This window comes from Hyella patelloides LEGE 07179, from assembly GCF_900659865.1.
GTDB classification, from domain to species: Bacteria; Cyanobacteriota; Cyanobacteriia; order Cyanobacteriales; family Xenococcaceae; genus Hyella; species Hyella patelloides.
The window spans coordinates 24,635-46,405 of the sequence record NZ_LR213775.1 but is presented as its reverse complement, the minus strand read 5'-3'; the positions used below and the strand labels follow the sequence as shown (position 1 = coordinate 46,405).

The following is a 21,771-nucleotide window of genomic DNA, read 5'->3' as shown; positions in this document are numbered from 1 at the left end:
CAAGAGAGCCTGTTAGGTACTTATTGCTGTTTTTTGCGATAATCGGCTGCTTTGATTAGTAAAGATTGAGCAAACTCCATAGCTTGATCTGCAGAATGTCCCCCTGTAATTTGAGCTAATTCTTGAATCCTGAGATTGAGATCGCTGATATTGTAAACCCTAACTACAGTACGAATATCGGACAGAGAAGAATTCCCGTTACTATTTTTTTTCACTTCTTCAATAATGGTTTTTTCTACTTTATAGTGGGAATCTGCCATCGCTGCTATTAAAGGTTGGTGTGTGACACAAAGTATTTGGTTTTCTTGACTGAGTTGATGGAGCTTTTCAGCGATCGCTTGAGCTACTTTTCCTGAGACACCTGCATCTATTTCATCAAAGACTAAGGTATTGGACACGATCGCCGCATCGGAGAAACAGGCTTTTAATGCTAATAAGAAACGACTCATTTCCCCACCAGAAGCTGTATCTGCTAAAGGTTGTACTACTTCCCCTGGGTTGGGACTAAAATAAAATACTACTTCGTCTGCACCATTAATAGTAGGTTGACAGCTATTGAGGCGACATTCAAACACTACTTTATCCATTGCTAGAGGTTTTAGTTCTTTGACTAATTGTCTTTCTAGCTTGGTAATGGCTTTTTGTCTCAGTTGTGATAAGGTTGCACAAACTTCAAATAGTTCTTGTTGAGCTTGCTGACAGATAGCTTCTAGTTTAGAAAGAGATTGTTCACTATCTGTCAGTTCGGCTAATTCTTGCTTTACTTTGTGGTAAAAAGCAATAACCTCTCCTAAATCTGAGCTGTATTTGCGACAAATATCTTTTAAAACTCTGATTCTGGCTTCTATCTCGCCGAGGCGTTCGGGATCGGCTTCTAAAGAATCGCCATAGCTGTTAATCTGTTGTCCTGCTTCTACTACTTGGGCAATGGCTGACTGTACCATTTCTAAAATGGGTTGTAATTTTCCATCGTAGGAGGTCATTTCTTCGAGATTACTTTCTGCATCACCAAGCAAATCGTTAGCGGTAGGTGCATCGGCATCGCTTTGATAGAGTAATTGGTAAGCTTGATAACTCAGTTGCTGTAACTCTACTACATGAGACAAGCGATCGCGCTCTTGCTGGAGTTGCTCTAATTCATCTTCCGTCGTAAGTTCGGCTTCAGTGAGTTCTTTGAGTTGAAATTCTAATAAATTTTGTTTTTGTAGTGTTTCTTGTTGCGCTTTTTGGCGTTTGGCTAATTTCTGCTTTGCCTGTTGCCATTTTGCATAAATTTTTGCCACTAAGGATTTTTGTTTTAAAATGGGTTTCCCACCATAGAGATCGAGTAAAGTTCGTTGCTTTTCAGGTACTAAAAGATCGCTAGTTTGTCCTTGGACGGTAATTTCAATCAAACGAGAGCGCAATTGCTCCATTAACTGACGATTTACTGCATTTCCGTTTAAGCGACAGCGCGATCGCACTCTATTACCTTTTCCTGCTGTTAATTCTCTGGTGCAGATCAAACTATTTTCTGAAACGGTGACTGCTTGCTTTTGTAACCATTGCTGAAATTGGTCATTAACTTTAAAAGTAGCTTCTATTGTTGCGCGATCGCTACCACTACGAATCATACGTGAGCTTACTTTACCTCCCAAAGCAATATCAATCGCGTCGAGAATAATAGATTTACCTGCTCCTGTTTCGCCTGTTAAAACATTTAAACCTTTATCAAAATCTAATTCCAAGCGATCGACCAAAGCAAAGTTATGAATTTTCAGGCTAAAAAGCATCTAGATAAAGTAGTCAGATAAAAGAATTCTTAAGCCAATTATTAAAATGCCATACAGCATGATAGCATAAGTAATTCAGAAAAATGGATTATGGCAATTTTCCCATGAATAGGTTGCGTTTGTAATAGCAAAATCAAAAAAGTTTTTGGCAAACAAGTTTGTTGAGTATTAGGACAAAATGAAATTGATATTCAAAAAACAGACAAGAAGTAAAAGGTAAAAAAAAATTTATGTTTACCTACTTAATGATAATTAATTTTAGACATTGGGGCGAATAATTAATTAACTGGATACTTTAGTGGGTAGATAGCTATCAATTATCTGACGATATTCACTCTTTTGTTTGATACCTTTCATTTCCTGAACCAAATCTTGATTGTGGAAAAATTGCACTGTGGGAGTACCAATAACTTGACCCATTTTAGCGATTTCGGGGTCTTCTACAATGTCTATTTCGATAAAATGAATTTTACCTTCATATTCATCTACTACTTTGTCTAACATTGGTTTTAAGGTATTACAAGGACCACAGGTAGGAGAGACATATTTGACCATTAATAAGCGATCGCCTTCATGGAAAAGTTTTCTTAATGCATAACCTCCATAATGACGAGTAGCATTAATATCAAAAGTTGCTTCTGTATCTGCTTTATTAGAACTTCTGACTACCTCTTCAGAAATTGCTTCGACAATTTCAGGGGAGTTCTGAGAATACTCTGTAATTAAATTGTGTTCTGAGAGCCATCTTTCTGCTGATAATGCAGCCATACAGCCTGTACCCGCAGCCGTTACTGCTTGACGATATTCACGATCTTGCACGTCCCCCGCAGCATATACTCCAGGGATTGAAGTTTCTACCGTACCTGGTTTGACTACGATGTAACCAGTTCGATCTAGCTCTAATTTATCTTGGAATAAAGAAGTATTAGGGTTGTGTCCGATCGCATAAAATAAACCTTTAGCTGCAATGTCGGTTTCCGCGCCTGTTTCTTTATTGCGAACTTTAATCCCGCTCATGCGGTTGTTTTCACCAAAGACATTGATGGCTTCTGTGTGCCAATGAACCGTTACTTTATCGTTATTTAATACTCGATCTTGCATCGCTTTAGAAGCACGCATTTTGTCACTACGAACGAGCAAATGAACGCGAGAGCCGTATTTAGTCAGATACACTGCTTCTTCAGCAGCCGAATCACCACCACCAATTACGATTAAGTCTTCATCAGTAAAGAGAGGACTTGCACCATCACAAATTGCACAGGCAGAAATCCCGTTATTCCAATATACTTTTTCCCCAGGAAGTCCCAGACGTTTAGCAGTTGCACCAGTAGAGATAATGATGCTGTGGGTCTTAATTTCTCTTTCAGTAGAACGTACTATATAGGGTTTTTGGCTAAAATCAACCTCAATTACATCTTCGGTAAAGCATTCTGTACCCCATCTTTCTGCTTGAGCTTTCATCTGCTGCATCAATTCAGGACCCGTAATTCCTTCAGGAAAGCCAGGAAAGTTTTCTACTTCTGTCGTAGTCATTAACTGCCCTCCAGGGACTCCTCCAGCTTGTAACCCTTCAAACATTACTGGTTTGAGGTTGGCTCTGGCTGCGTAAATAGCTGCGGTAAATCCAGCAGGACCCGAACCGATAATAACTACGTTTTCTATCTGAGAGTTTGCCATAATATTTTCTATACTAAACTCATAACGACTATGACTTGATATTTATTATATAGTAACATTTAGCGTTGGTAATTTTAGATATAAAATAGGTAATAATAAGGTTTGTTGCTAGTTGCTCTTTGCTTGTCGCTATTTGTTTTAAGGTTTTTAGAGTCGAAGTATGCATCTCCTGTACAGCATAGATGCTACAAAGTATAATAAACAGAGGTTTCTTTTGTTAATCGACTTGTTGAATCTCAAAGAAAAAACTATATATTTATCCTTTAGCACTAATATTCTGATTCATTAACGCCCAATATTCAATTATTCCAGAAATAACAAACAACGAACTGCTGGCAACTAACCACTAACTAGATTATTTTTTCAGGTCAATTGGAGGTCGTTTGATTGCTTTTAATTTTCGCGGAGAGTTCTGGAAATTGCTTGGCTGTAAACGCCTAAACATCGACAGACTAACAAAATAGCTGATGCAAGCAGCGATCGCACCTACCACAAAACAACCAGTCAATAAAACAATCGCGAAGGTAGAACCAAGTTCCATAAAATCAGAAAGAGACTCAAAATCAATTTCTTGACTAGAAATACTTTCGACACCTAAAAGTAGTTTGCCAATTTTGAAATTGAAAACAAAGATAGGAATATAGGTAAGAGGGTTACTAATCCAGGTTCCCGCAACCGCAGCTACTTTACTACATCTAAAAATAGTTGCTAATAATACGCCAATCAAACTTTGCAAGCCAAAAAAAGGAAAACAACCAGCAAAAACCCCAATTGCTAAACCTCTAGCGAGAGTAACAGGTTTCCCTTTGAGTTTCCTGATACGGAGATAGAGCCGACGTTGGTAGATTTTCAACCAGTATTTAAGTGGTTTTCGACGATTTTTCTTGGATCTTGGCAAAACGGTAAACGGGCGCGAATTATCTTCTTGGTACAATTTATGCATTCAGGATACTCGCGAACTAATAGTAACTCTGTGTAATTACTGATTTAATGCTACACAACAATTAGGCATAAAGAAAACCGTATAGTGTAAAAAAAATCCAGAGATTTATTGTAATGTTAACAATTCAGGGAGCAACCATTGTTGCGATTGCCACTGCTATAGTAGCGCAACAAGGCAGTATTGGTATTGTACGCTTATCAGGAGAGCGAGCCGTTGCGATTGCCAAAAAAATTTTTCACGCGGTAGGTAAGCAAACTTGGTCAAGCCATCAGATACTTTATGGCTATATTCAACACCCTGAAACCAAGCAGACAATTGATGAAGCATTGTTATTACTAATGCTCGCTCCTCGTTCTTACACCAAAGAAGATGTCGTGGAGTTTCATTGTCATGGGGGTATTATTGCGGTACAGGAAGTGTTGCAACTGTGTGTACAACAAGGAGCGAAACTCGCTCAACCAGGAGAATTTACCCTCAGAGCTTTTCTCAATGGTAGAATCGATCTTACTCAAGCCGAAAGCGTTGCTGAATTAGTATCGGCTCAATCTTCTCAAGCCTCTCAAGTGGCATTGGCAGGATTAAAGGGAAAACTCGCTCATCCGATTCAAGAGTTAAGGAAAACTTGTCTCGATATTCTAGCGGAAGTAGAAGCCAGAATTGATTTTGAAGATGACTTACCCCCTTTAGACGAAAATAGCATCCGTCAGCAAATCCAAGAATTGTTATCCAAAGTTGAAAGTATTTTAGCTACTGCGGATCGAGGAGAATTACTCAGAAGTGGTTTAAAAGTTGCTATTGTGGGTCGTCCTAATGTGGGAAAATCTAGCTTACTCAATACTTGGAGTCGTAGCGATCGCGCTATTGTGACAGAATTACCAGGTACTACCCGTGATGTAATTGAATCTACTTTAGTAGTAGGAGGAATTCCCGTGCAAGTATTAGATACGGCGGGTATTAGAGATACTTGCGACACTGTGGAAAAAATCGGGGTAGAGCGATCGCGCAAAGCAGCCGAATCTGCGGATTTGGTGTTACTGACTATTGATGCGGAAAAAGGTTGGACAGCAGAAGATAATCTAATTTATCAACAAGTTAAAAATCGTCCTTTGATTCTTATAATTAATAAAATTGATTTAGCGACTCCTGATAATATCCAATATCCCCCAGAAATCAAAAGCGTTGTCATGACTGCTGCTGCCCAAAATGAAGGAATTAATGCTTTAGAAACTGCTATTTTAGACGCTGTTAAAACAGGAAATCTGGAAATAACCAACTCCGATATTGCGATTAATCAACGCCAAGCAACCACATTATATAGAGTACAAAATGCTTTAAACCAAGTTCAAGAAACTATTCAAAATAACCTTCCTCTAGATTTTTGGACAATCGATCTTAGAGCAGCAATTCAGGCTTTAGGCGAAATCACAGGAGAAGGAGTAACCGAATCAGTTTTAGACCGCATTTTTAGCCGTTTCTGTATTGGAAAATAAATGAGGCATGAATGATGAATGATAAGTAATTAGCAAGTAGTTTTCTTATAATCCCTTACACTAATTCAGTATTACTATGATAGAAATTATAAATTAGTGATGAAATCATTATATTTAATAGTTGCTCAACCATAAGCCCATATCAAGAGTGTGGTATATTATCCTAAGAAAGATTAAATTTTTGTTAAGATTGATACAAAAAATCAAGACGCTATAGAGAGGAACAGCAATGAGCGATAAAAAAGTAGTTATATCACCATCAATATTATCAGCCGATTTTAGTCGTCTCGGAGAAGAGATTAAAGCAGTTGATGAGGCTGGTGCAGATTGGATTCATGTTGATGTTATGGATGGGAGATTCGTTCCTAATATCACTATTGGTCCTTTAATCGTAGATGCGATTCGTCCCCTTACTAAAAAGCCTTTAGACGTTCATTTAATGATCGTTGAGCCTGAGAAATATGTAGAAGGTTTTGCCAAAGCTGGTGCCGATATTATTTCTGTTCATGCAGAACATAATGCATCCCCCCATTTACATCGTACTCTCGGTCAAATTCGTGAATTAGGCAAACAGTCTGGTGTAGTTTTAAATCCTTCTACACCCTTAGAACTTATTGAGTATGTATTGCCTCTATGCGATCTCATTTTGATTATGAGTGTCAACCCTGGTTTTGGTGGTCAAAGCTTCATTCCTGAAATGGTGTCTAAAATTCGCAAATTACGTCAAATGTGTGATGAAAGAGGTTTAGATCCCTGGATTGAAGTAGATGGCGGATTAAAAGTCCATAATACTTGGCAAGTTTTAGAAGCTGGTGCTAATGCGATTGTTGCTGGTTCTGCGGTATTTAAAGCATCAGATTATGCAGAAGCTATTGAAGGAATTCGCAACAGTAAACGTCCTGAATTAGTTACAGCATAGGTATTTGTAAATATTAAAAAAGCAATCTTGCTGAGGACTAGGCACAATGCAATCGATAATTTTTTTAATTTAGCGAAGTTCAATTCAATTTAATCAAAGTAGTCTCTCAAAAGGCTACTTTATTTTTTGGCAATGTAATTACTAAAAATTATGTCAAAGAGCCACCACAACTAGACCCACTTCCTGCGGTACAACCGTAACAGTAATTAGCAGTTTTAATTTCTGTAATTAAGTCAAGATTATTAGCTTCTAATAAATCAGTAATAGTTATTTTTTTACCACTAGAATCCGTAGCTGCGATATTTTCCATCTGATTAAAATCACAGTCGTAAATATTACCCAGATAATCTATTGATAGCTCATTACGGCACATAACATGAGATAAAGTTCCTGAATTAAAATGACTTTCTAAAAATTTGATATAGTCATTATGTATATTTTTTCTTTGTAAATATTGTTTACTGCGACCAATTGGAATATTAGTAATGGTAAAAAGATTATTGAATTTAATATTGAAGTGTTCTAGTAGATAAGCTTTATAATCTTGCTCTAGCTGCTGTTGATTAGGTGTTAATGAGAAATTGGTATCTTTTGGCAATGCTGGATTATAAACTAAATCAAGTATCAAATTAGCTTGTGTTCCATATCCTAATTGATTTAATTTTTGGATGGCTAAAACCGATTGATTATAAACTCCTGTTCCTCTTTGCTTGTCTACATTAGATTCCAAATAACAAGGTAAAGATGCCGTAACTCGTAGTTTGTTTTTGGCAAAATATTCTGGTAAATATTCATATCCTGACTCAAAAAAAATAGTAAGATTAGAGCGAACAATTACTTCTTTTTCTTTTGCTCTTGCAGCTTCGACAATTTTTTCAAAACCATAGTTCATTTCTGGCGCACCACCAGTTAAGTCTACTATTTTAATTTGTGGAAAACGATTAATTATTTCGATAATTTGTTGACAAACTTCGGAAGATAATTCTTCGGTTCTTTTGGGGCTAGCTTCTACATGACAATGAGTACAAGCAAGATTACATTTGCGCCCTAAATTTACTTGGAGAACAGTGATTTTATTTTTAGTTAAGCCATAATTTATCTTTTTTCTAAAGGGAGTTATTGAGGAAGTGTTGGGAATCGGAGAAGTTTGTGTATTCATTATTTATAATATCTAGCAAGTAATAGTCATATCAAATCAAACAATATTTTTGAGCTTAATATTTTGTCCAAGGTGGGCAAATTACTAAAATTGAGTAATTAAGCATTAAAAAATTAATATTTTGCCCAACCTACTTGATTGCTCTAAATCAATAAATGATAAATATTCAATGATTGATGAATTAACAGCATTCTCCAGCAGCGCAACAATCACTGTCATTCATGTTTGTAAGTTTGTATTCAACCCCTTTAGTTTCTTTGGGATGACGAATTGCTTTATTCTTACAGTTAAATTCTGTTGCTGCTTCTAAAGGAATATTTTCATAAGGTTCAATGCCAATAATATCTTTAGCATAAGGACTATTAGCATTAGTTAAAATCTGATAAGTCTTATCGCAAACTGCCATTTTTTCACCACGACAATAGGTATGACCATCATCATCTTGAACTTGTTTCCAAGGACCTTTATATACTATAGCCTGTTTGCGTTCCCAACAGTCTCCTTGTTTACCTTTGTAAGCCCTTAAAGTCATAGAACGAAATTCAACACCATCAATAACTTGCCAAGGTGTCTCTTCTCTTTTTAATATTTCTACTCCATAAAATCCTGCATCCTCAAACATTTTCAAAAAGCTATCTTCACGAAATGCTCCTGCAATACAGCCACTCCATAATTCAGGATCGTTTATAATGTTAGGAGTAGGGTCTTCATCACATACAATATCAGAAATTACTGCTCTGCCACCTCGTTTAAGAACCCGAAAAATCTCTTGAAAAAGTTGTTTCTTGTCTTCAGGTTTGACTAAATTCAAAACACAATTGGAAATAACGACATCAACACTATTATCAGGAATTAAGGTTTCTGTTTGACGTAAGCGATCGCATTCTTGCTCGTAATTACTAAGATCATTAATATTCTTGATCGGATTTTTATCTAACCAGCTTTGTAATTTATCTAAAGGTAGTCTTAAGTTTTGAATTTTACCTTTAACAAACTGTGTATTATGATAGCCTATTATTTTAGCAATTTCATCTTGATATTTTCGCGCTAAAGATAACATTTCATCATTAAAGTCAACACCAATGATTTTCCCTGTTGCACCAACTTTTTGCGCTAATATGTAACAGTTTTTACCAGCACCCGATCCCAAATCAACTACGGTTTCACCTTCATTGACATAGCGAGTAGGATCGCCACAACCATAATCTTTGGCAATAATTTCTTCTGGTAAGATTTGCAAATAATTACCTTCATATTCTGTAGGACAACATAAACTCGGTTGTTGTTGTTTCGCGCCCTCTTGATATCTTTCTAAAACTTCTGACTCTATGTCATAAGACATTACAGGAGAATTTTGGGCTGATGTGGTAGTTTCTGTCACAGATATTCGATCCTTTTACTCAATTTTGATGATTTTTAACGATAGTTAGGGTTTTTCTGGGTAATTCTAGATTTTACACTGAATTTATCTGAATATAAAGTGTTATGCACATCAAATAAACATTTTTACTTAATAATTTAATTTTTTTTCTACATTACAGATTTATTTAAGACAAATTAACTTAATTTAACCTGAGAAATAGCTTAATTGTTTTTCATTTAAGGTTTTGTGAATGAATAAAAGTTATTATTCTGCTTACTCGTGAATAAATTAATCATAGTCAATAATCAATGGTAAAAATAATATTTATGCAGTTTTTTGGGATTGTTTATGTAAAGTCATTTAAGTATTTACACTGATAAACATCATATAAAAAATTTAATTTGAATTGCCAAAATAAATTTGCTTATTTTAGGCATAAATATTAAGTAATTCCTGAAATTAAAATTACAAGATATCAAAATATTGTTAAATCAGTTTTTAATACTAAAAATAATTATTTCTTGAGATTAGGGACTTTGTTTTATCCTCAATTTATCGAGTTAAAAAATGAAGATAAAACATATTCATACATGGAATATTTGAATAAATTAATTAGTGATTTTTATCGAGAAAATAATCAGCAAATAATAGCATATTACCCTCAAATCTCTATTCAGAATTATCCACAACAATACCAATTGTAGTAATATTAAAAACCATTAGCCACAAGCAAAGTTATGAATTTAAAAGCAAAAATTGGTCAAATGATTGTGGTGCGTGCTTCCGGATATTTAAGCGATCGCCAAAGACTTTATCCTCAATGGGAAGCTGATAACCAGACTCTCCAGAAATGGCTACAAGAATTAAATCTTGGTGGTGTCATTCTGTTGGGAGGTAGTGCGGTAGAACTAAGAGAGCGATCGCAGCAATTACAATCCTGGGCGCAAACTCCTCTCTTGATTGCAGCCGATATCGAAGAAGGTGTAGGACAAAGATTCTCTGGTAAAAGCTGGTTTCCCCCTCCAATGGCAATAGGAGCGATCGCCAAAAAAGACTTGGTTACCGCCCAAAAGTATGCCACACAGATGGGAGCAATTACCGCCCAAGAAGCTATTTCCCTTGGCATTAACTGGTTACTTGCGCCTGTGGTGGATGTTAATAATAACCCTAACAATCCCGTAATCAATATTCGAGCTTTTAGCGATCGCCAAGACATTGTAAGTCCCTTAACTACTGCTTTTATTGAAGGCGCACAACCATACCCTATTTTAACCACAGCTAAGCATTTCCCTGGACATGGAGACACCGCTATAGATTCCCATTTAGACTTACCTGTTATTAATCATGATGAGTCTCGTTTACAAGAAATAGAATTACCTCCTTTTAAAAGTGCGATCGCTAAAGGAGTAGATAGTGTGATGACAGCACACCTTACTATACCTGCTTGGGACAATGAACATCCTGCAACTCTATCTCAATCCATTTTGACAGGGAAACTGCGACAAGAATTGGGTTTTAATGGCTTAATTATTACCGATGCGCTAATTATGGGAGGAATCACTAAATATGCTTCTCCTGAAGAAATTGCAGTCATGGCGATCGATGCAGGGGTTGATATCTTATTAATGCCCGATAATCCTCAAGTGGCGATCGACTCTATTTATCAAGCTGTTATCTCAGGAAAAATTTCAGAAGCTAGAATCGATCGCTCTTTAAATAGAATTATCGCAGCTAAAAGAAAAACAACTAGAGAAGTTTCAGTGAAACCCCTTGAAGAGGGAATAGAAAATGAAAATAATAGTTTGGTTGTCGTAAGAGAAATTATCGAAGATTCTTTGCAAACTGGGGGTAATTTACCGCTTCAAATTCCCACAAATAACCCTTGTCGTAATTTAATAGTAGTTGATGATGTTTTAAATAGTAATTTTCTCGATTTATCCACACCAGCGATCGCAATTCCCCAACAATTAGGTTATCAAAGACAAATTCTCGACCAGAATAGTTTACAATCTGTCTCCAGCGATCGCAAAGCCACTTTACTGCAATTATTTATTCGGGGGAATCCCTTTCGGGGAAGTGCGGGTTTAACTTCAGAAGCGATCGCTCAATATAGTCAACTGTTAAAAAGCGATCTCGCCGTTGGCGAGGCGCGTTGCGGACAGCCTGAAGGGCTGGCGCGAAGCGATCGCCTTATAGCTTTAATTATCTATGGTAGTCCTTACGTTTTAGAGTGGTTTCTCCCTCGCTTAAAGCCCGATCTACCTTGGGTTTTTACCTATGGTCAAATGGCTCTGGCACAAGCGATCGCCCTTAAAACTTTATTTAATTTATCATCCTCTCAAGATCGAGAAGCCAGATATATAACCAATATGGATAATTTTGGTTTTTAGTTATAGTAGCACGTTAAATTTAAATCCTTATGCATTCAGCAACACTAAAATATTTCAAATCTTTAGAAATACGGAAAATATTGAGAAAATTATCTTGAGACTTTTAAACTACGTAAGATTGTTAAAATATAAGTCTCAAGGCTTTTAAGTGTTCTGAGTTCGTAGAATTTTAACTTTTTATTTATCAAAATTTTACCTAGTTAGCGTAACAAACATCTAATATTATTGTAATAATTATTGTAAAATTGGATACAGACAAAATTTTATCCATACTACACAGAATTTGTTCTATATTATTATTATGTAACTTGATAACAAAAAATTATTGCGGTGACTATTCATGAGCGTTGCTACTATCTCCCACAACCATTATATTAATTACTCTATAGATGCCATTAAAGACGAAGCTCGTCATCTGATTGAAAAAGGAACTGTTAGCCGTCAGCAACCCATATATACTCTCTGTGAATATATTCCCGCTCGCGAATGGGTGTGTATTGAATATCAATTAGAAAGATGTGAATATTTACTCAGGGATTCCATTGGCGATTTGGTTGCAGACGAAACATGGGAAAATGACTAATTAGTGGCGTTAAATTTCCTGAATTTACGTCATTCCAAGATTAAAAAAATTATGATAACCAATCGAACAGTTTGATGAATTTAAGATTTCTCTCAACAATAGGAAACTAAAATAAAATCAAAAACCATTGATTTTATTCTATAACCAACTAAAGTTAATCTTAATCACAAGAGTTAGCTTTTGGATATTTCAGTAAGCTTTAGTTTTTTTTAGAAGGTAGAAGTGATTTATGAATTGCTTCTACTTTTTTATGGCTTCATCAAGATTGATAAACAAACGAATAGCGGTGCTTATTGATAAAGTTTATTAACTTCAAGCAATAAACGATAATATATTGTGGTTGGTTTCAATCATTGACAAATCAATCTAATCATTGCCATTATATAAGCGATCGCTATCTTAGTTAGCTATCAAAATTAATTTCTAATAAGTCCAAAAACATGAATTGGAATCGTCGTCAATTACTACAAGTTGCAGCAGCAACAGGAATTGGTACTACTTTATTATCTCAAGTTGGACGTTCGAGTAGTGCTAGCACTGGGAAACTTCCTAGATTAACTGCTCAAGCAGACGCTTATGCAGCAGAGGTAGATCGAGGTTTAGCTTATTTTAAAGAGCAAGCAATCCAACAGTTACCCCTGGTGGAAGCTTGGGAATCAGCGATCACAGGTAACTGATAACTAAAAAAACTTACCCCTTGCTATCTGCTACTTCATAATTCATCATTTATCATTCATCCTTAATTATTGGTGTGAGGATTTTACATTATGTCTACTTTCAAAACTTTTGCTCTAGTAGCTGCATCGTTACTAGGTTTTTCTAATGCAGTGGTTGCTCAAACAGCCTCAGAATCTAATTTTCAACAACTGCAACAATATAGCCAAGAAGGAAAAAATCAAGGCATTACTAACAATTTCAATCAGGTAACAAACGTTAATCAACTAAGAGATGTTTCTCCTGCGGATTGGGCTTATGAGGCATTACGCTCTCTAGTAGATCGCTATGGTTGTATTGCAGGTTTTCCCAACCAAACTTATCGGGGTTCTCAAGCTTTATCTCGTTACGAATTTGCTGCGGGTTTAAACTCTTGTTTGAATCAGATTGAACGTTTGATTGCATCTAGTGAAGCTGTAGTCAGAGAAGATATCGATACTATCAATCGCTTGACCCAAGAATTTGAAGCTGAACTCGCCACTATTGGCGGTAGAATCGATAGCCTAGAAAGTCGTACGGCATTTCTTGAAGATAATCAGTTTTCCACCACTACTAAACTTGCGGGAGAGGTAATCTTTGGCTTAAGTAATGCCTTCACTGGCTCAAGAAACGATGATACGGAAGATATTGATAGTCAAGTAACACTCGGCGATCGCGTAAGATTAGAGTTAGAAACTAGCTTTAGTGGAGATGATTTACTATTTACTCGTCTTTCCACAGGCAATGCCCCTTCTTTGGCTGATGAAACAGGAACTTTTCAGGGCGATCTAGCTTTTGCTGAACCAGCCGATAACGATCTTGGTTTGGAAGTCTTGTTTTATACCTTCCCCATTGGTGAAAATACAGAAGTTATAGTAGGTGCTGCGGGAACAGCAGCCGATGATATTGCTAGTACGATCAGTGTTTTAGATGGGGATGGTGGTTCAGGGGCAGTGTCTGCCTTTGGAACTCGTAGCCCGATTTATCTTCCAGCGGGAGATGCTGGTTTGGGCGTTACCCATCGCTTCGGAGAAAAAATTGAACTGAGTGCAGGGTATTTAGCATCTCCTGCCAACGATCCTAGTGATAACGGTGGTATCTTCAACGCTCCTTATACAGCCATTGGGCAAGTTTCTTTTAACCCTATTGAAAGCTTAACTCTAGCTGCTACATATACCCATAGTCGCGATCAAAGTGATACTGAAACTGGTAGTAGCCTTGCTAATCTACAATCCTTTACTGAAGAAGAATTCGGCGAAGCAGTCTCTACTGTTTCTGATTCTTATGGCTTACAAGCTTCTTGGGAAGTCAGCGATCGCATTATTGTTGGTGCGTGGGGTAGTCTGTCTAAAGTAATTGCTAATTCTAGCTTAGATGGACAAATAGATCGCGGAACACAAACTATTTGGCAGTGGGCTGCTACTCTAGCCCTACCAGACTTAGGGAAAGAAGGCAACTTAGCGGGATTAATTGTTGGGATGGAACCTTGGGTTACAGATTCTAGTATTGATGCCCTTGGTGAAGATGAAGATACTTCTTTCCGTGTTGAGGCTTTTTATCAATATCAACTCAACGACAATATTGCTGTTACTCCTGGAGTAATTTGGGTAAGTGCGCCTGATAACAATAGCAATAACGACGATCTGATTATTGGAACAATCCGCACCACATTTGCTTTTTAACTCTTAAGCACCAAAAATAATTTCTAGGGCTAGGGCTGTTTCACTTTCTCTGTAGATTGTTGAGACAGTTCTTGCTAATTGTTATAAGTTTCTAACTAATTCTAAAAATTATTGATAATCTATAGCACTAATAGTAATATACAACCTTAGTACAAATAGAAATTGATATTGTGATGAACAAAAAACTAAAATCTGTAGAATTATTTCTGGCTATCGGTTTAGCTACTGTTGTTAATGCTTCCGCAACCCAAGCAGTAGAAGTAGTTGTTGAAGAAACTGAAGTTAGTAATAGTCTGCAATTAACAGAAGATATTGCTACGGCTAATCTGATTGCTCAAGGTGGCGAAGGTGGTGAAGGCGGTGAAGGCGGTGAAGGTGGCGAAGGTGGTGAAGGAGCTACCGAGATGACTCCAGGGGAGGAAGCTAATGCCGATTTTCAAGACCAACTCAATAGTAGTGAATTATTAAGTACGTTAAAACAAGGTGGTTACGTAATCTATTTTCGGCACGCTCAAACAGAACAAGATTACGCCGATCAAGTAACTGCTGATGTAAATAACTGTTCTACTCAGCGCACTCTTAGTGAATATGGATGGCGACAAGCAAGAGTAATTGAAAAAGCCTTTGAAGAAAATTCTATTCCTGTGGGCGAGGTGATTTCCAGTGAATATTGTCGTGCTTGGCAAACTGCGAGTATCGCTTTTGGTGAGTATGAAAAAAATGCTGCACTTAATTTTCTTCCTTTTGAAGACTATACCAATGAACAAGTAGAAGAAATGAAAAATAATGTCATGCCTTTACTAACTGCTGTACCAGACAGTGGCACAAATACAGTTATTGTCGGTCATGATGATATTTTTGAGTCGGCAACAGGTATCTATCCTGCACCTCAAGGCATGGCTTATGTGTTAAAGCCTGACGGGAACGGCAGTTTTGAAATGATCGCTAATATGTTGCCAGAAGATTGGGCATTAATAGGAAATTAATTATTATTATTATCGGTTAGTTGTTAGTTGTTAGTTGTTAGTTGTTAGTTGTTAGTTGTTAGTTGTTAGTTGTTAGTTGTTAGTTGTTAGTTGTTAGTTGTTAGTTGTTAGTTGTTAGTTGTTAGTTGTTAGTTGTTATTAATTAATTGTCACATATTACCTATGATTACCTGTTACCTCCCCTATCTTCTTTTCCTTCTTCCCTAAAATATGATCTTTTCTATTCCTAGCGTAATTACTAAACAAGAAATAGCAAAAATTACTTCCTCTCTTGCTGAAGGCGAATTTACTGACGGGAAATTAACCGCAGGTTGGCACGCTAAATTAGTTAAAAATAATCAGCAATTAAGTAAACAAACTACTTTAGGAAAACAACTAAGCGAACAAGTTCAATCGGCTCTCAATCGCAACAACCTATTTCAAACCGCAGTGCGCCCTAAGTCAATTCATTCAATTCTTTTTAGTCGTTACGATGTGGGAATGTCTTATGATCGCCACGTAGATAATGCTTTAATGAATAATGGTAGGATGTGGCGCACCGACGTATCTTTTACTATCTTTATCAGTTCCCCCTCAGAATATAAAGGAGGAGAATTAGTCATTGAAGGTGCTGATGAGGAAAAATCTTATAAGCTAGAAGCAGGTTCGGCAATTATTTATCCTGCGACAACTTTACATCGAGTCAATCCAGTAACTCAAGGTACTCGTTTTGTGGCGGTGGGTTGGGTGCAAAGCTTGGTGCGAAGTGCGAGCGACAGAGAAATTCTTTTCGATCTTGAAACTGCAAGAAGAGTTATCTTTACAAGAGATGGTAAAACAGCCGAGTTTGATTTAATTTCCAAAAGTATTGCTAACTTACTGCGGAAATGGGCTGAAGTGTAGCAGTAATCACCTAATCAGTGAGCAGCTTTTCAATATACTTAGATAAGTTGAGGGGCAACAAAATAATCAGCAGCAAGTAATAATGAGTAAATAACTTGGATGAGTTGAAAGTTGATTTTTGTCATCAATAAACAAATGATTTGTTAAATAAATTTGAGGAGCTATCGATGAAAGAATTAGATGTGAAGTCTACTATTAAAACTCTCAATGAGATTATGGAATATGAACTTGCGGGAGTTGTTCGTTATACTCACTATTCTCTGATGATAACAGGGCCTTATCGTATTCCTTTGGTAGATTTTTTTAAAGCCCAAGCTACCGAATCTTTAACTCACGCCCAACAAGCAGGAGAGATTATTACAGGACTTGATGAAGGTCATCCCAGCCTGAAAATTGCCCCTGTTCAAGAAAGTTCTCACCATGCGATAGAAGAGATCATACAAGAAAGTCTAGAACACGAAAAAAAAGCTCTCAGTCTTTATAAAGAACTCTTAGAAGTAGTAGAAAATTCCAGCGTATATCTAGAAGAATATGCTCGTACTATGATAGGTAATGAGGAAATGCATACTTTGGAATTGAAGAAAATGTTACGAGACTATTCTTTTACTTCCACCTCAAAGACAAAATAAAATTGTTGGTTGTTAGTGGTTAGTTGCTCGTTGCTTGTTGCTCGTTGGCTTTTTGATCTTTACTCCATTCTCTCTGCTTTCCTTCCTTAATCCTTATTCCTTTCTCCTTATTCCTGAAAACTATGTCTTGGCAAAAAGCGATCGCCAATCCAGCAAGAGAATTTAATAAAACTCCTTTGACTGTGATTTCTGGTGCTATACCTGATACCCTCAGAGGGACACTCTATCGTAATGGCCCTGCTCGTTTAAATAGGGGTAAGCAAAGAGTGGGACATTTGTTTGATGGAGATGGTGCGATTTTAGGGATTAATTTTACTGCTGAGGGTGCAAATGCAACCTACAAGTATGTGCAGACAGAAGGTTACATCGCCGAAAGTCAAGCTGAGAAATATCTCTTCCCTAACTATGGCATGACTGCGCCTGGGGCGTTTTGGAACAATGCGACTAAACCAGTCAAAAATTGTGCGAACATCTCTGTCTTGGCTTTAAGCGATCGCCTATTGGCTCTTTGGGAAGGGGGTGTACCCCACAGTTTGGATTTAGCTACTTTAGAAACAATCGGCACGGACAATTTACAGAATACTCTTAATGATTTGTCTTTTTCTGCTCATCCTAAAGTAGATGCTGCTACAGGAGAAATTTTTAATTTTGGCATTAGTCCTGGTAAAGAAACTACTCTCAATATTTATAAAAGCGACGCTACGGGGAAAATTACGAAGAAAAAAGAGGTTTCCCTGCCAGGGTTACCTTTAATGCATGATTTTGCTCTAGCAGGGGACTATTTAGTCTTTGTAATCTCTCCTGTGAGGGTTAATGTACTTCCTGTGCTTTTGGGAAGAAAATCTTACAGTGATGCGATGGAATGGAAACCCCAATTAGGAACACAAATCTGGATATTTGACCGTCACGAACTCTCTTTGGTAAGTCAAGGGGAAACCGATCCTTGGTATCAATGGCATCATACCAATGGTTATGTAAATAGTGATGGCAATATCGTAATCGAATTTGTCCGTTACGAAGATTTCAAAACTAATCAATACCTCAAAGAAGTCGCTACAGGAAATACCAAGACTTCAGCAAAAGGAACACTGTGGCAAGCCATAATTAATCCTCAAACAGCAAAAGTAAGCGAAACACAGCAATTATTAGATCGTCACTGCGAATTTCCGATGCTAGCACCACAAGACGTTGGACAGTCTTGGCGTTACACCTATTTATCTACCCATCGAGATAATGTCGATATCAGTCAAGAACTCCTAACAGCGATCGCTAGATTTGACCGCCAAACAGGTAATTTATCCTTTACGGATCTGGGTGCAAATATGTATCCTTCCGAACCGATTTATGTCTCTCAACCAAATAACCCCGACTCAGGATGGTTACTTACAGTAGTTTATGACGGCGAGCGAGATTTGAGTGAAATAAGGGTTTATAATAGCGATCGCTTAGAAGAAGAGCCAGTGTGTAGTTTGGCTTTACCTAGCGTTATTCCTCCAAGTTTTCATGGTACTTGGAAAAATCAATCATAAATAACTAAAGAATTTTTAACGGGAAAAATTAACGTAAAAGTAGAGCCTTTTCCTGGCAAGCTGTCCAGAATAATACTACCACCACAAGCACTAACTATTGCCTGGGCGATCGATAATCCTAAACCAAAGCCATTAGAACGACGATAGCTATGAGCAGCACGAGCAAAAGGATTAAAAATTTGCTTTCGATCTGAGTGAGCAATCCCCATACCTGTATCCCTTACCCAAAAGCGGACATCAGACTCGTTACAAACAGAACCAATGGAGATTTTACCCCCCAATGGTGTATGCTGAACTGCATTTTCGATTAAATTCATGATTGCTTGGGTTAGCCGTTTGGGATCGATATATAGTTTCCCTTGTCCTACTTTTTCTAATTGTAAATTAGCTTCAGTGAAAACTTTGGCTTTTTGAAAAAGTTTTTGGGTAAAAACTTCGATTTCGATTAACTCAGGTTGTAAAAATTCTGGCTGTTCAACCCTAGTTAAAATCAACAAATCTTCAACTAATCTAGTCATTCGATCTAATTGTTCATTAATAATAGCTTGGGTTTCGTGTTGTTCCTCTGGATCTTCACCCATCAAATCCAAATGACCTTGAATAATAGTAATAGGGGTTTTTAGTTCGTGACTAGCATTCCGAACAAAACTTTTTTGAGTTTGAAAAGCTTTTTCTAAACGTTCCATCATAGCGTTAAAAGTGCTAGCAACTTGCGCCATTTCTCCTTGTCCTAAAATAGAAAGACGCTGGGACAAATCTTTCTCACTAATTTGTTTTGCTGTAGCCGACATGAGCCTTAAAGGTTTTAAAATCCAATCAGAAATAAACCAAGCTCCAATGGAAGTTAATAAGAATAAAGTAGTCGTAACAATGACAATTAATCGCATTGCTAAAGCTGCTTCTTTATACTCGCTGTAAGTAGCACGAGCAACCAAAAAAACTCCTTTATCTTGTCCTGGTGTATCAAAAAGAAAAGTGCGGTAAATAATTTTGCCAACTTCCAACTCTTGAGTCTGAAACTCTCCAGAAACAGTTTCTTTTTGTGAAATCAACCGCTCGATTAATTGCGAATTAGGCTGTAGTGATTGTGGTAAATCATAAATTACAGGAATTGATTGAAAAAAATTGTCTTCTAAAAGAATAATAAAATATTGCTCTTTTTCAACTAAATCATTTCTTAAATAGGCGATCGCTGATTGTTTTACTTGAGATAAATTTTGATTTTTTTTAAGATCAAAATCTGATTCAAATTCGGCAATTTCTGAAGCGATTTCTGCTCGTAAACGACTATCTATTCGTTGAAAAATGACGTTATGAACTGTGGGAATAGAAATTCCCATTAAAATTGCTAATAAACCAAGATAGCAAAGTAAAATTTGAGTACGAACTTCAATAAATTTTTTTTTATACCATGGAAGACCGTTTGTCTGGCGATCGCTAAAGTCCGAGGGATGTTTCATGTGATGAAAAGCAATAAGTAACTTTTGCTTGTCAAGAAAGAAGCTAAAAAAATTAAATATGATATTATATTGTCACAAAATATATATGTAAGCTTTTATAAAAAAGCTTATCTTAATGGTAAGACAATAGTGAACTTTGAACCTTTACCTAAACGGCTTGATAATTCAATTTTTCCTCTATGAGCTTGAGCGATCGCATTAACAATAGAAAGACCCAAACCAGTACTTTTTTCATCATGATTTTTTGATACCGTTTGGAAACGTTGAAAAATGCGTTGTCGATCTTCTTCTGCAATACCAGTTCCCGTATCTCGCACCCATAAACAAAAGTGATTGTTATTAATAGCAGAACCAATAGCAATAGTATCTTCTGGTTTCGTGTGTTTAGTAGCGTTTTGAGCCAGATTGGTAATTGCTTGAACTATTCTTTGACGATCTGCTAGTATTTCTCCTATTCCCACAGCTTCCAATTGCCATTGGCGTGAAGCAATTGCTTGAGATTTGATATATATTTCTTCAGTTAAAGTACTCAGGCTAACTTTTTCTAGCTGTAAAAAATTAGGTTGCTCGGATTTAGCTAACAAACTCAGATCGGTAATCAAACGATTCATTCTTTCTAATTCATCAAAAATAAGCTCTTTAGTCTCTTCTTGCTCTTCAAGGCTATCCCCCATCAAATCTAAATGACCTTGAACAATCGTAATGGGAGTTTTTAGTTCGTGACTGACATCACTTAGAAATTGCTGTTGGTTAACAAAAGCTGATTGCAGTCGTTCTAACATTTCATTAAACGTGATACTCAGTTGAGTAACCTCATCATTACCATAAACTTGAATTCGCTGGTCTAAATTATTTTTACTAATTGCTCGTGCAGTTTTTGTCAGTGAACGTAAGGGAGATAAAATTTTTCCTGTAAAAATCCAAGCCAAAACCGAAGTAATAGCAATGGCAATTGCGGTAACCTGAATCATAATTAAAATTGCTTCATCAACTTCTTGTAGCTGATTTTGAGTAGCGATTGCAACTACAAAAACTCCTTTTACTTCTTGATCAATTCTAATTGGTTCGGCTAAATAGGCAATGAGATCGTGAGAATCACCTATTTCTCCTCGCTCTGGTAAAGTAAGTTTTTGCCAATGTTTAACTATTCTAGAATTAGCACCGATCGAGCTTGGTAATCTTGAAGGTTCGGAAGCGTAAAAACCATCAGGAAGTAAAGCAATTGTATATTCATCACTAATAGGGATATTACGCCTCAAGAATACATTGAAAATCGCAGTAATGTTACCGCCAAAAGGCTGTGCTGTCTCTGGATCTTTGCCATCTAATAATAACTGCAATTCCTGTATTTCTTGCTCAAGAGCTTGTTCTATTCTCGCATCAAGACGCAATAATAATACTCTCCGAATTGCTATAATAGCCCCAGAAAAAGTCAACAGAATTAAAATACAATATACAGCCAAAATGCGAATTTGAAATCTATGAGATATACCTTTACTTTTGTGTTTGTTAATCATCTTTGATACTAATTATATTTCTCTGACTTATATATAGACAAGTCAGATTAATGGAATACTAAAGCCCTCATAAATTAAGATAGAAGGTCTGCTAAAT

General features: G+C 36.7%; 17 protein-coding genes. 10 read left to right on the top strand and 7 right to left on the bottom strand.

Features of this window, described 5'->3' with window-relative positions; translation table 11 throughout:
- Window positions 1-20 precede the first annotated feature (20 nt).
- The 3 genes from recN to H1P_RS02870 form a co-directional block, all read right to left on the bottom strand.
- Window positions 21-1,772 (bottom strand): DNA repair protein RecN, encoded by a 1,752-nt coding sequence (recN, locus tag H1P_RS02880; RefSeq protein WP_144863959.1) that lies wholly within the window; start codon window positions 1,770-1,772, stop codon window positions 21-23.
- A gap of 282 nt (window positions 1,773-2,054) precedes the next feature.
- The gene (trxB, locus tag H1P_RS02875) at window positions 2,055-3,449 is read right to left on the bottom strand and encodes a thioredoxin-disulfide reductase (RefSeq protein ID WP_144863957.1); all 1,395 of its coding nucleotides are present in this window, start codon (window positions 3,447-3,449) and stop codon (window positions 2,055-2,057) included.
- A 355-nt stretch (window positions 3,450-3,804) separates the two neighbouring features.
- Window positions 3,805-4,302, bottom strand: a complete 498-nt coding sequence (locus tag H1P_RS02870; RefSeq protein ID WP_246141444.1) for a DUF2062 domain-containing protein — start codon at window positions 4,300-4,302, stop codon at window positions 3,805-3,807.
- Window positions 4,303-4,505: 203 nt separating this feature from the next.
- Between H1P_RS02870 and mnmE the strand changes: the two genes are divergently transcribed.
- Window positions 4,506-5,882 carry a tRNA uridine-5-carboxymethylaminomethyl(34) synthesis GTPase MnmE gene (mnmE, locus tag H1P_RS02865; protein WP_144863953.1) on the top strand — a complete coding sequence of 459 codons (1,377 nt, stop codon included), beginning with the start codon at window positions 4,506-4,508 and terminating at the stop codon, window positions 5,880-5,882.
- Between the two features lie 229 nt (window positions 5,883-6,111).
- On the top strand, window positions 6,112-6,801 hold the full coding sequence (gene rpe / locus H1P_RS02860; RefSeq protein ID WP_144863951.1) for a ribulose-phosphate 3-epimerase: 690 nt from the start codon (window positions 6,112-6,114) through the stop codon (window positions 6,799-6,801).
- 148 nt (window positions 6,802-6,949) lie between these two features.
- Here the strand turns inward: rpe and arsS are convergent, their stop codons facing one another.
- Both arsS and H1P_RS02850 read right to left on the bottom strand, forming a co-directional pair.
- Entirely contained in the window at window positions 6,950-7,960 is a 1,011-nt protein-coding gene (arsS, locus tag H1P_RS02855; protein WP_144863949.1) for an arsenosugar biosynthesis radical SAM (seleno)protein ArsS, read from the bottom strand.
- A gap of 181 nt (window positions 7,961-8,141) precedes the next feature.
- Window positions 8,142-9,302 (bottom strand): methyltransferase domain-containing protein, encoded by a 1,161-nt coding sequence (locus H1P_RS02850; protein WP_144863993.1) that lies wholly within the window; start codon window positions 9,300-9,302, stop codon window positions 8,142-8,144.
- Window positions 9,303-10,060: 758 nt separating this feature from the next.
- On the opposite strand from H1P_RS02850, the gene H1P_RS02845 reads away from it, so the two are divergent.
- From H1P_RS02845 to H1P_RS02810, 8 genes are all read left to right on the top strand, one after another.
- Window positions 10,061-11,713: a glycoside hydrolase family 3 N-terminal domain-containing protein gene (locus H1P_RS02845; RefSeq protein ID WP_144863947.1), complete on the top strand. Its 1,653-nt coding sequence runs from the start codon at window positions 10,061-10,063 to the stop codon at window positions 11,711-11,713.
- Between the two features lie 340 nt (window positions 11,714-12,053).
- Window positions 12,054-12,296 carry a DUF4327 family protein gene (locus tag H1P_RS02840; protein ID WP_144863945.1) on the top strand — a complete coding sequence of 81 codons (243 nt, stop codon included), beginning with the start codon at window positions 12,054-12,056 and terminating at the stop codon, window positions 12,294-12,296.
- A 440-nt stretch (window positions 12,297-12,736) separates the two neighbouring features.
- The gene (locus tag H1P_RS02835; RefSeq protein WP_144863943.1) at window positions 12,737-12,973 is read left to right on the top strand and encodes a hypothetical protein; all 237 of its coding nucleotides are present in this window, start codon (window positions 12,737-12,739) and stop codon (window positions 12,971-12,973) included.
- A 90-nt stretch (window positions 12,974-13,063) separates the two neighbouring features.
- Window positions 13,064-14,671 carry an iron uptake porin gene (locus H1P_RS02830; protein ID WP_144863941.1) on the top strand — a complete coding sequence of 536 codons (1,608 nt, stop codon included), beginning with the start codon at window positions 13,064-13,066 and terminating at the stop codon, window positions 14,669-14,671.
- Window positions 14,672-14,844: 173 nt separating this feature from the next.
- Window positions 14,845-15,657 carry a histidine phosphatase family protein gene (locus H1P_RS02825; RefSeq protein ID WP_144863939.1) on the top strand — a complete coding sequence of 271 codons (813 nt, stop codon included), beginning with the start codon at window positions 14,845-14,847 and terminating at the stop codon, window positions 15,655-15,657.
- Window positions 15,658-15,867: 210 nt separating this feature from the next.
- Complete coding sequence (locus H1P_RS02820; protein WP_144863936.1) at window positions 15,868-16,539, top strand: Fe2+-dependent dioxygenase; 672 nt, start codon at window positions 15,868-15,870, stop codon at window positions 16,537-16,539.
- Window positions 16,540-16,706: 167 nt separating this feature from the next.
- The gene (locus H1P_RS02815; protein WP_144863934.1) at window positions 16,707-17,168 is read left to right on the top strand and encodes a ferritin-like domain-containing protein; all 462 of its coding nucleotides are present in this window, start codon (window positions 16,707-16,709) and stop codon (window positions 17,166-17,168) included.
- Window positions 17,169-17,290: 122 nt separating this feature from the next.
- Window positions 17,291-18,697, top strand: coding sequence for a carotenoid oxygenase family protein (locus H1P_RS02810; protein WP_144863932.1), 1,407 nt, complete (start codon window positions 17,291-17,293; stop codon window positions 18,695-18,697).
- Here the strand turns inward: H1P_RS02810 and H1P_RS02805 are convergent.
- Window positions 18,688-20,157, bottom strand: a complete 1,470-nt coding sequence (locus tag H1P_RS02805) for a sensor histidine kinase (protein WP_144863930.1) — start codon at window positions 20,155-20,157, stop codon at window positions 18,688-18,690. The genes H1P_RS02810 and H1P_RS02805 overlap by 10 nt on opposite strands.
- A 107-nt stretch (window positions 20,158-20,264) precedes the next feature.
- On the bottom strand, window positions 20,265-21,674 hold the full coding sequence (locus H1P_RS02800) for a sensor histidine kinase (RefSeq protein ID WP_144863928.1): 1,410 nt from the start codon (window positions 21,672-21,674) through the stop codon (window positions 20,265-20,267).
- Window positions 21,675-21,771 lie beyond the last annotated feature (97 nt).

Bases quoted from the DNA above. Each gene is read 5' to 3' on its own strand.
- arsS (WP_144863949.1), bottom strand. From the start codon at position 7,960: ATGAATACACAAACTTCTCCGATTCCCAACACTTCCTCAATAACTCCC.
- H1P_RS02850 (WP_144863993.1), bottom strand. From the start codon at position 9,302: ATGTCTTATGACATAGAGTCAGAAGTTTTAGAAAGATATCAAGAGGGC.
- H1P_RS02810 (WP_144863932.1), top strand. From the start codon at position 17,291: ATGTCTTGGCAAAAAGCGATCGCCAATCCAGCAAGAGAATTTAATAAA.
- H1P_RS02800 (WP_144863928.1), bottom strand. From the start codon at position 21,674: ATGATTAACAAACACAAAAGTAAAGGTATATCTCATAGATTTCAAATT.
- H1P_RS02815 (WP_144863934.1), top strand. From the start codon at position 16,707: ATGAAAGAATTAGATGTGAAGTCTACTATTAAAACTCTCAATGAGATT.
- H1P_RS02820 (WP_144863936.1), top strand. From the start codon at position 15,868: ATGATCTTTTCTATTCCTAGCGTAATTACTAAACAAGAAATAGCAAAA.
- H1P_RS02805 (WP_144863930.1), bottom strand. From the start codon at position 20,157: ATGAAACATCCCTCGGACTTTAGCGATCGCCAGACAAACGGTCTTCCA.
- recN (WP_144863959.1), bottom strand. From the start codon at position 1,772: ATGCTTTTTAGCCTGAAAATTCATAACTTTGCTTTGGTCGATCGCTTG.
- rpe (WP_144863951.1), top strand. From the start codon at position 6,112: ATGAGCGATAAAAAAGTAGTTATATCACCATCAATATTATCAGCCGAT.
- mnmE (WP_144863953.1), top strand. From the start codon at position 4,506: ATGTTAACAATTCAGGGAGCAACCATTGTTGCGATTGCCACTGCTATA.
- H1P_RS02840 (WP_144863945.1), top strand. From the start codon at position 12,054: ATGAGCGTTGCTACTATCTCCCACAACCATTATATTAATTACTCTATA.
- H1P_RS02830 (WP_144863941.1), top strand. From the start codon at position 13,064: ATGTCTACTTTCAAAACTTTTGCTCTAGTAGCTGCATCGTTACTAGGT.
- H1P_RS02825 (WP_144863939.1), top strand. From the start codon at position 14,845: ATGAACAAAAAACTAAAATCTGTAGAATTATTTCTGGCTATCGGTTTA.
- H1P_RS02835 (WP_144863943.1), top strand. From the start codon at position 12,737: ATGAATTGGAATCGTCGTCAATTACTACAAGTTGCAGCAGCAACAGGA.
- H1P_RS02845 (WP_144863947.1), top strand. From the start codon at position 10,061: ATGAATTTAAAAGCAAAAATTGGTCAAATGATTGTGGTGCGTGCTTCC.
- trxB (WP_144863957.1), bottom strand. From the start codon at position 3,449: ATGGCAAACTCTCAGATAGAAAACGTAGTTATTATCGGTTCGGGTCCT.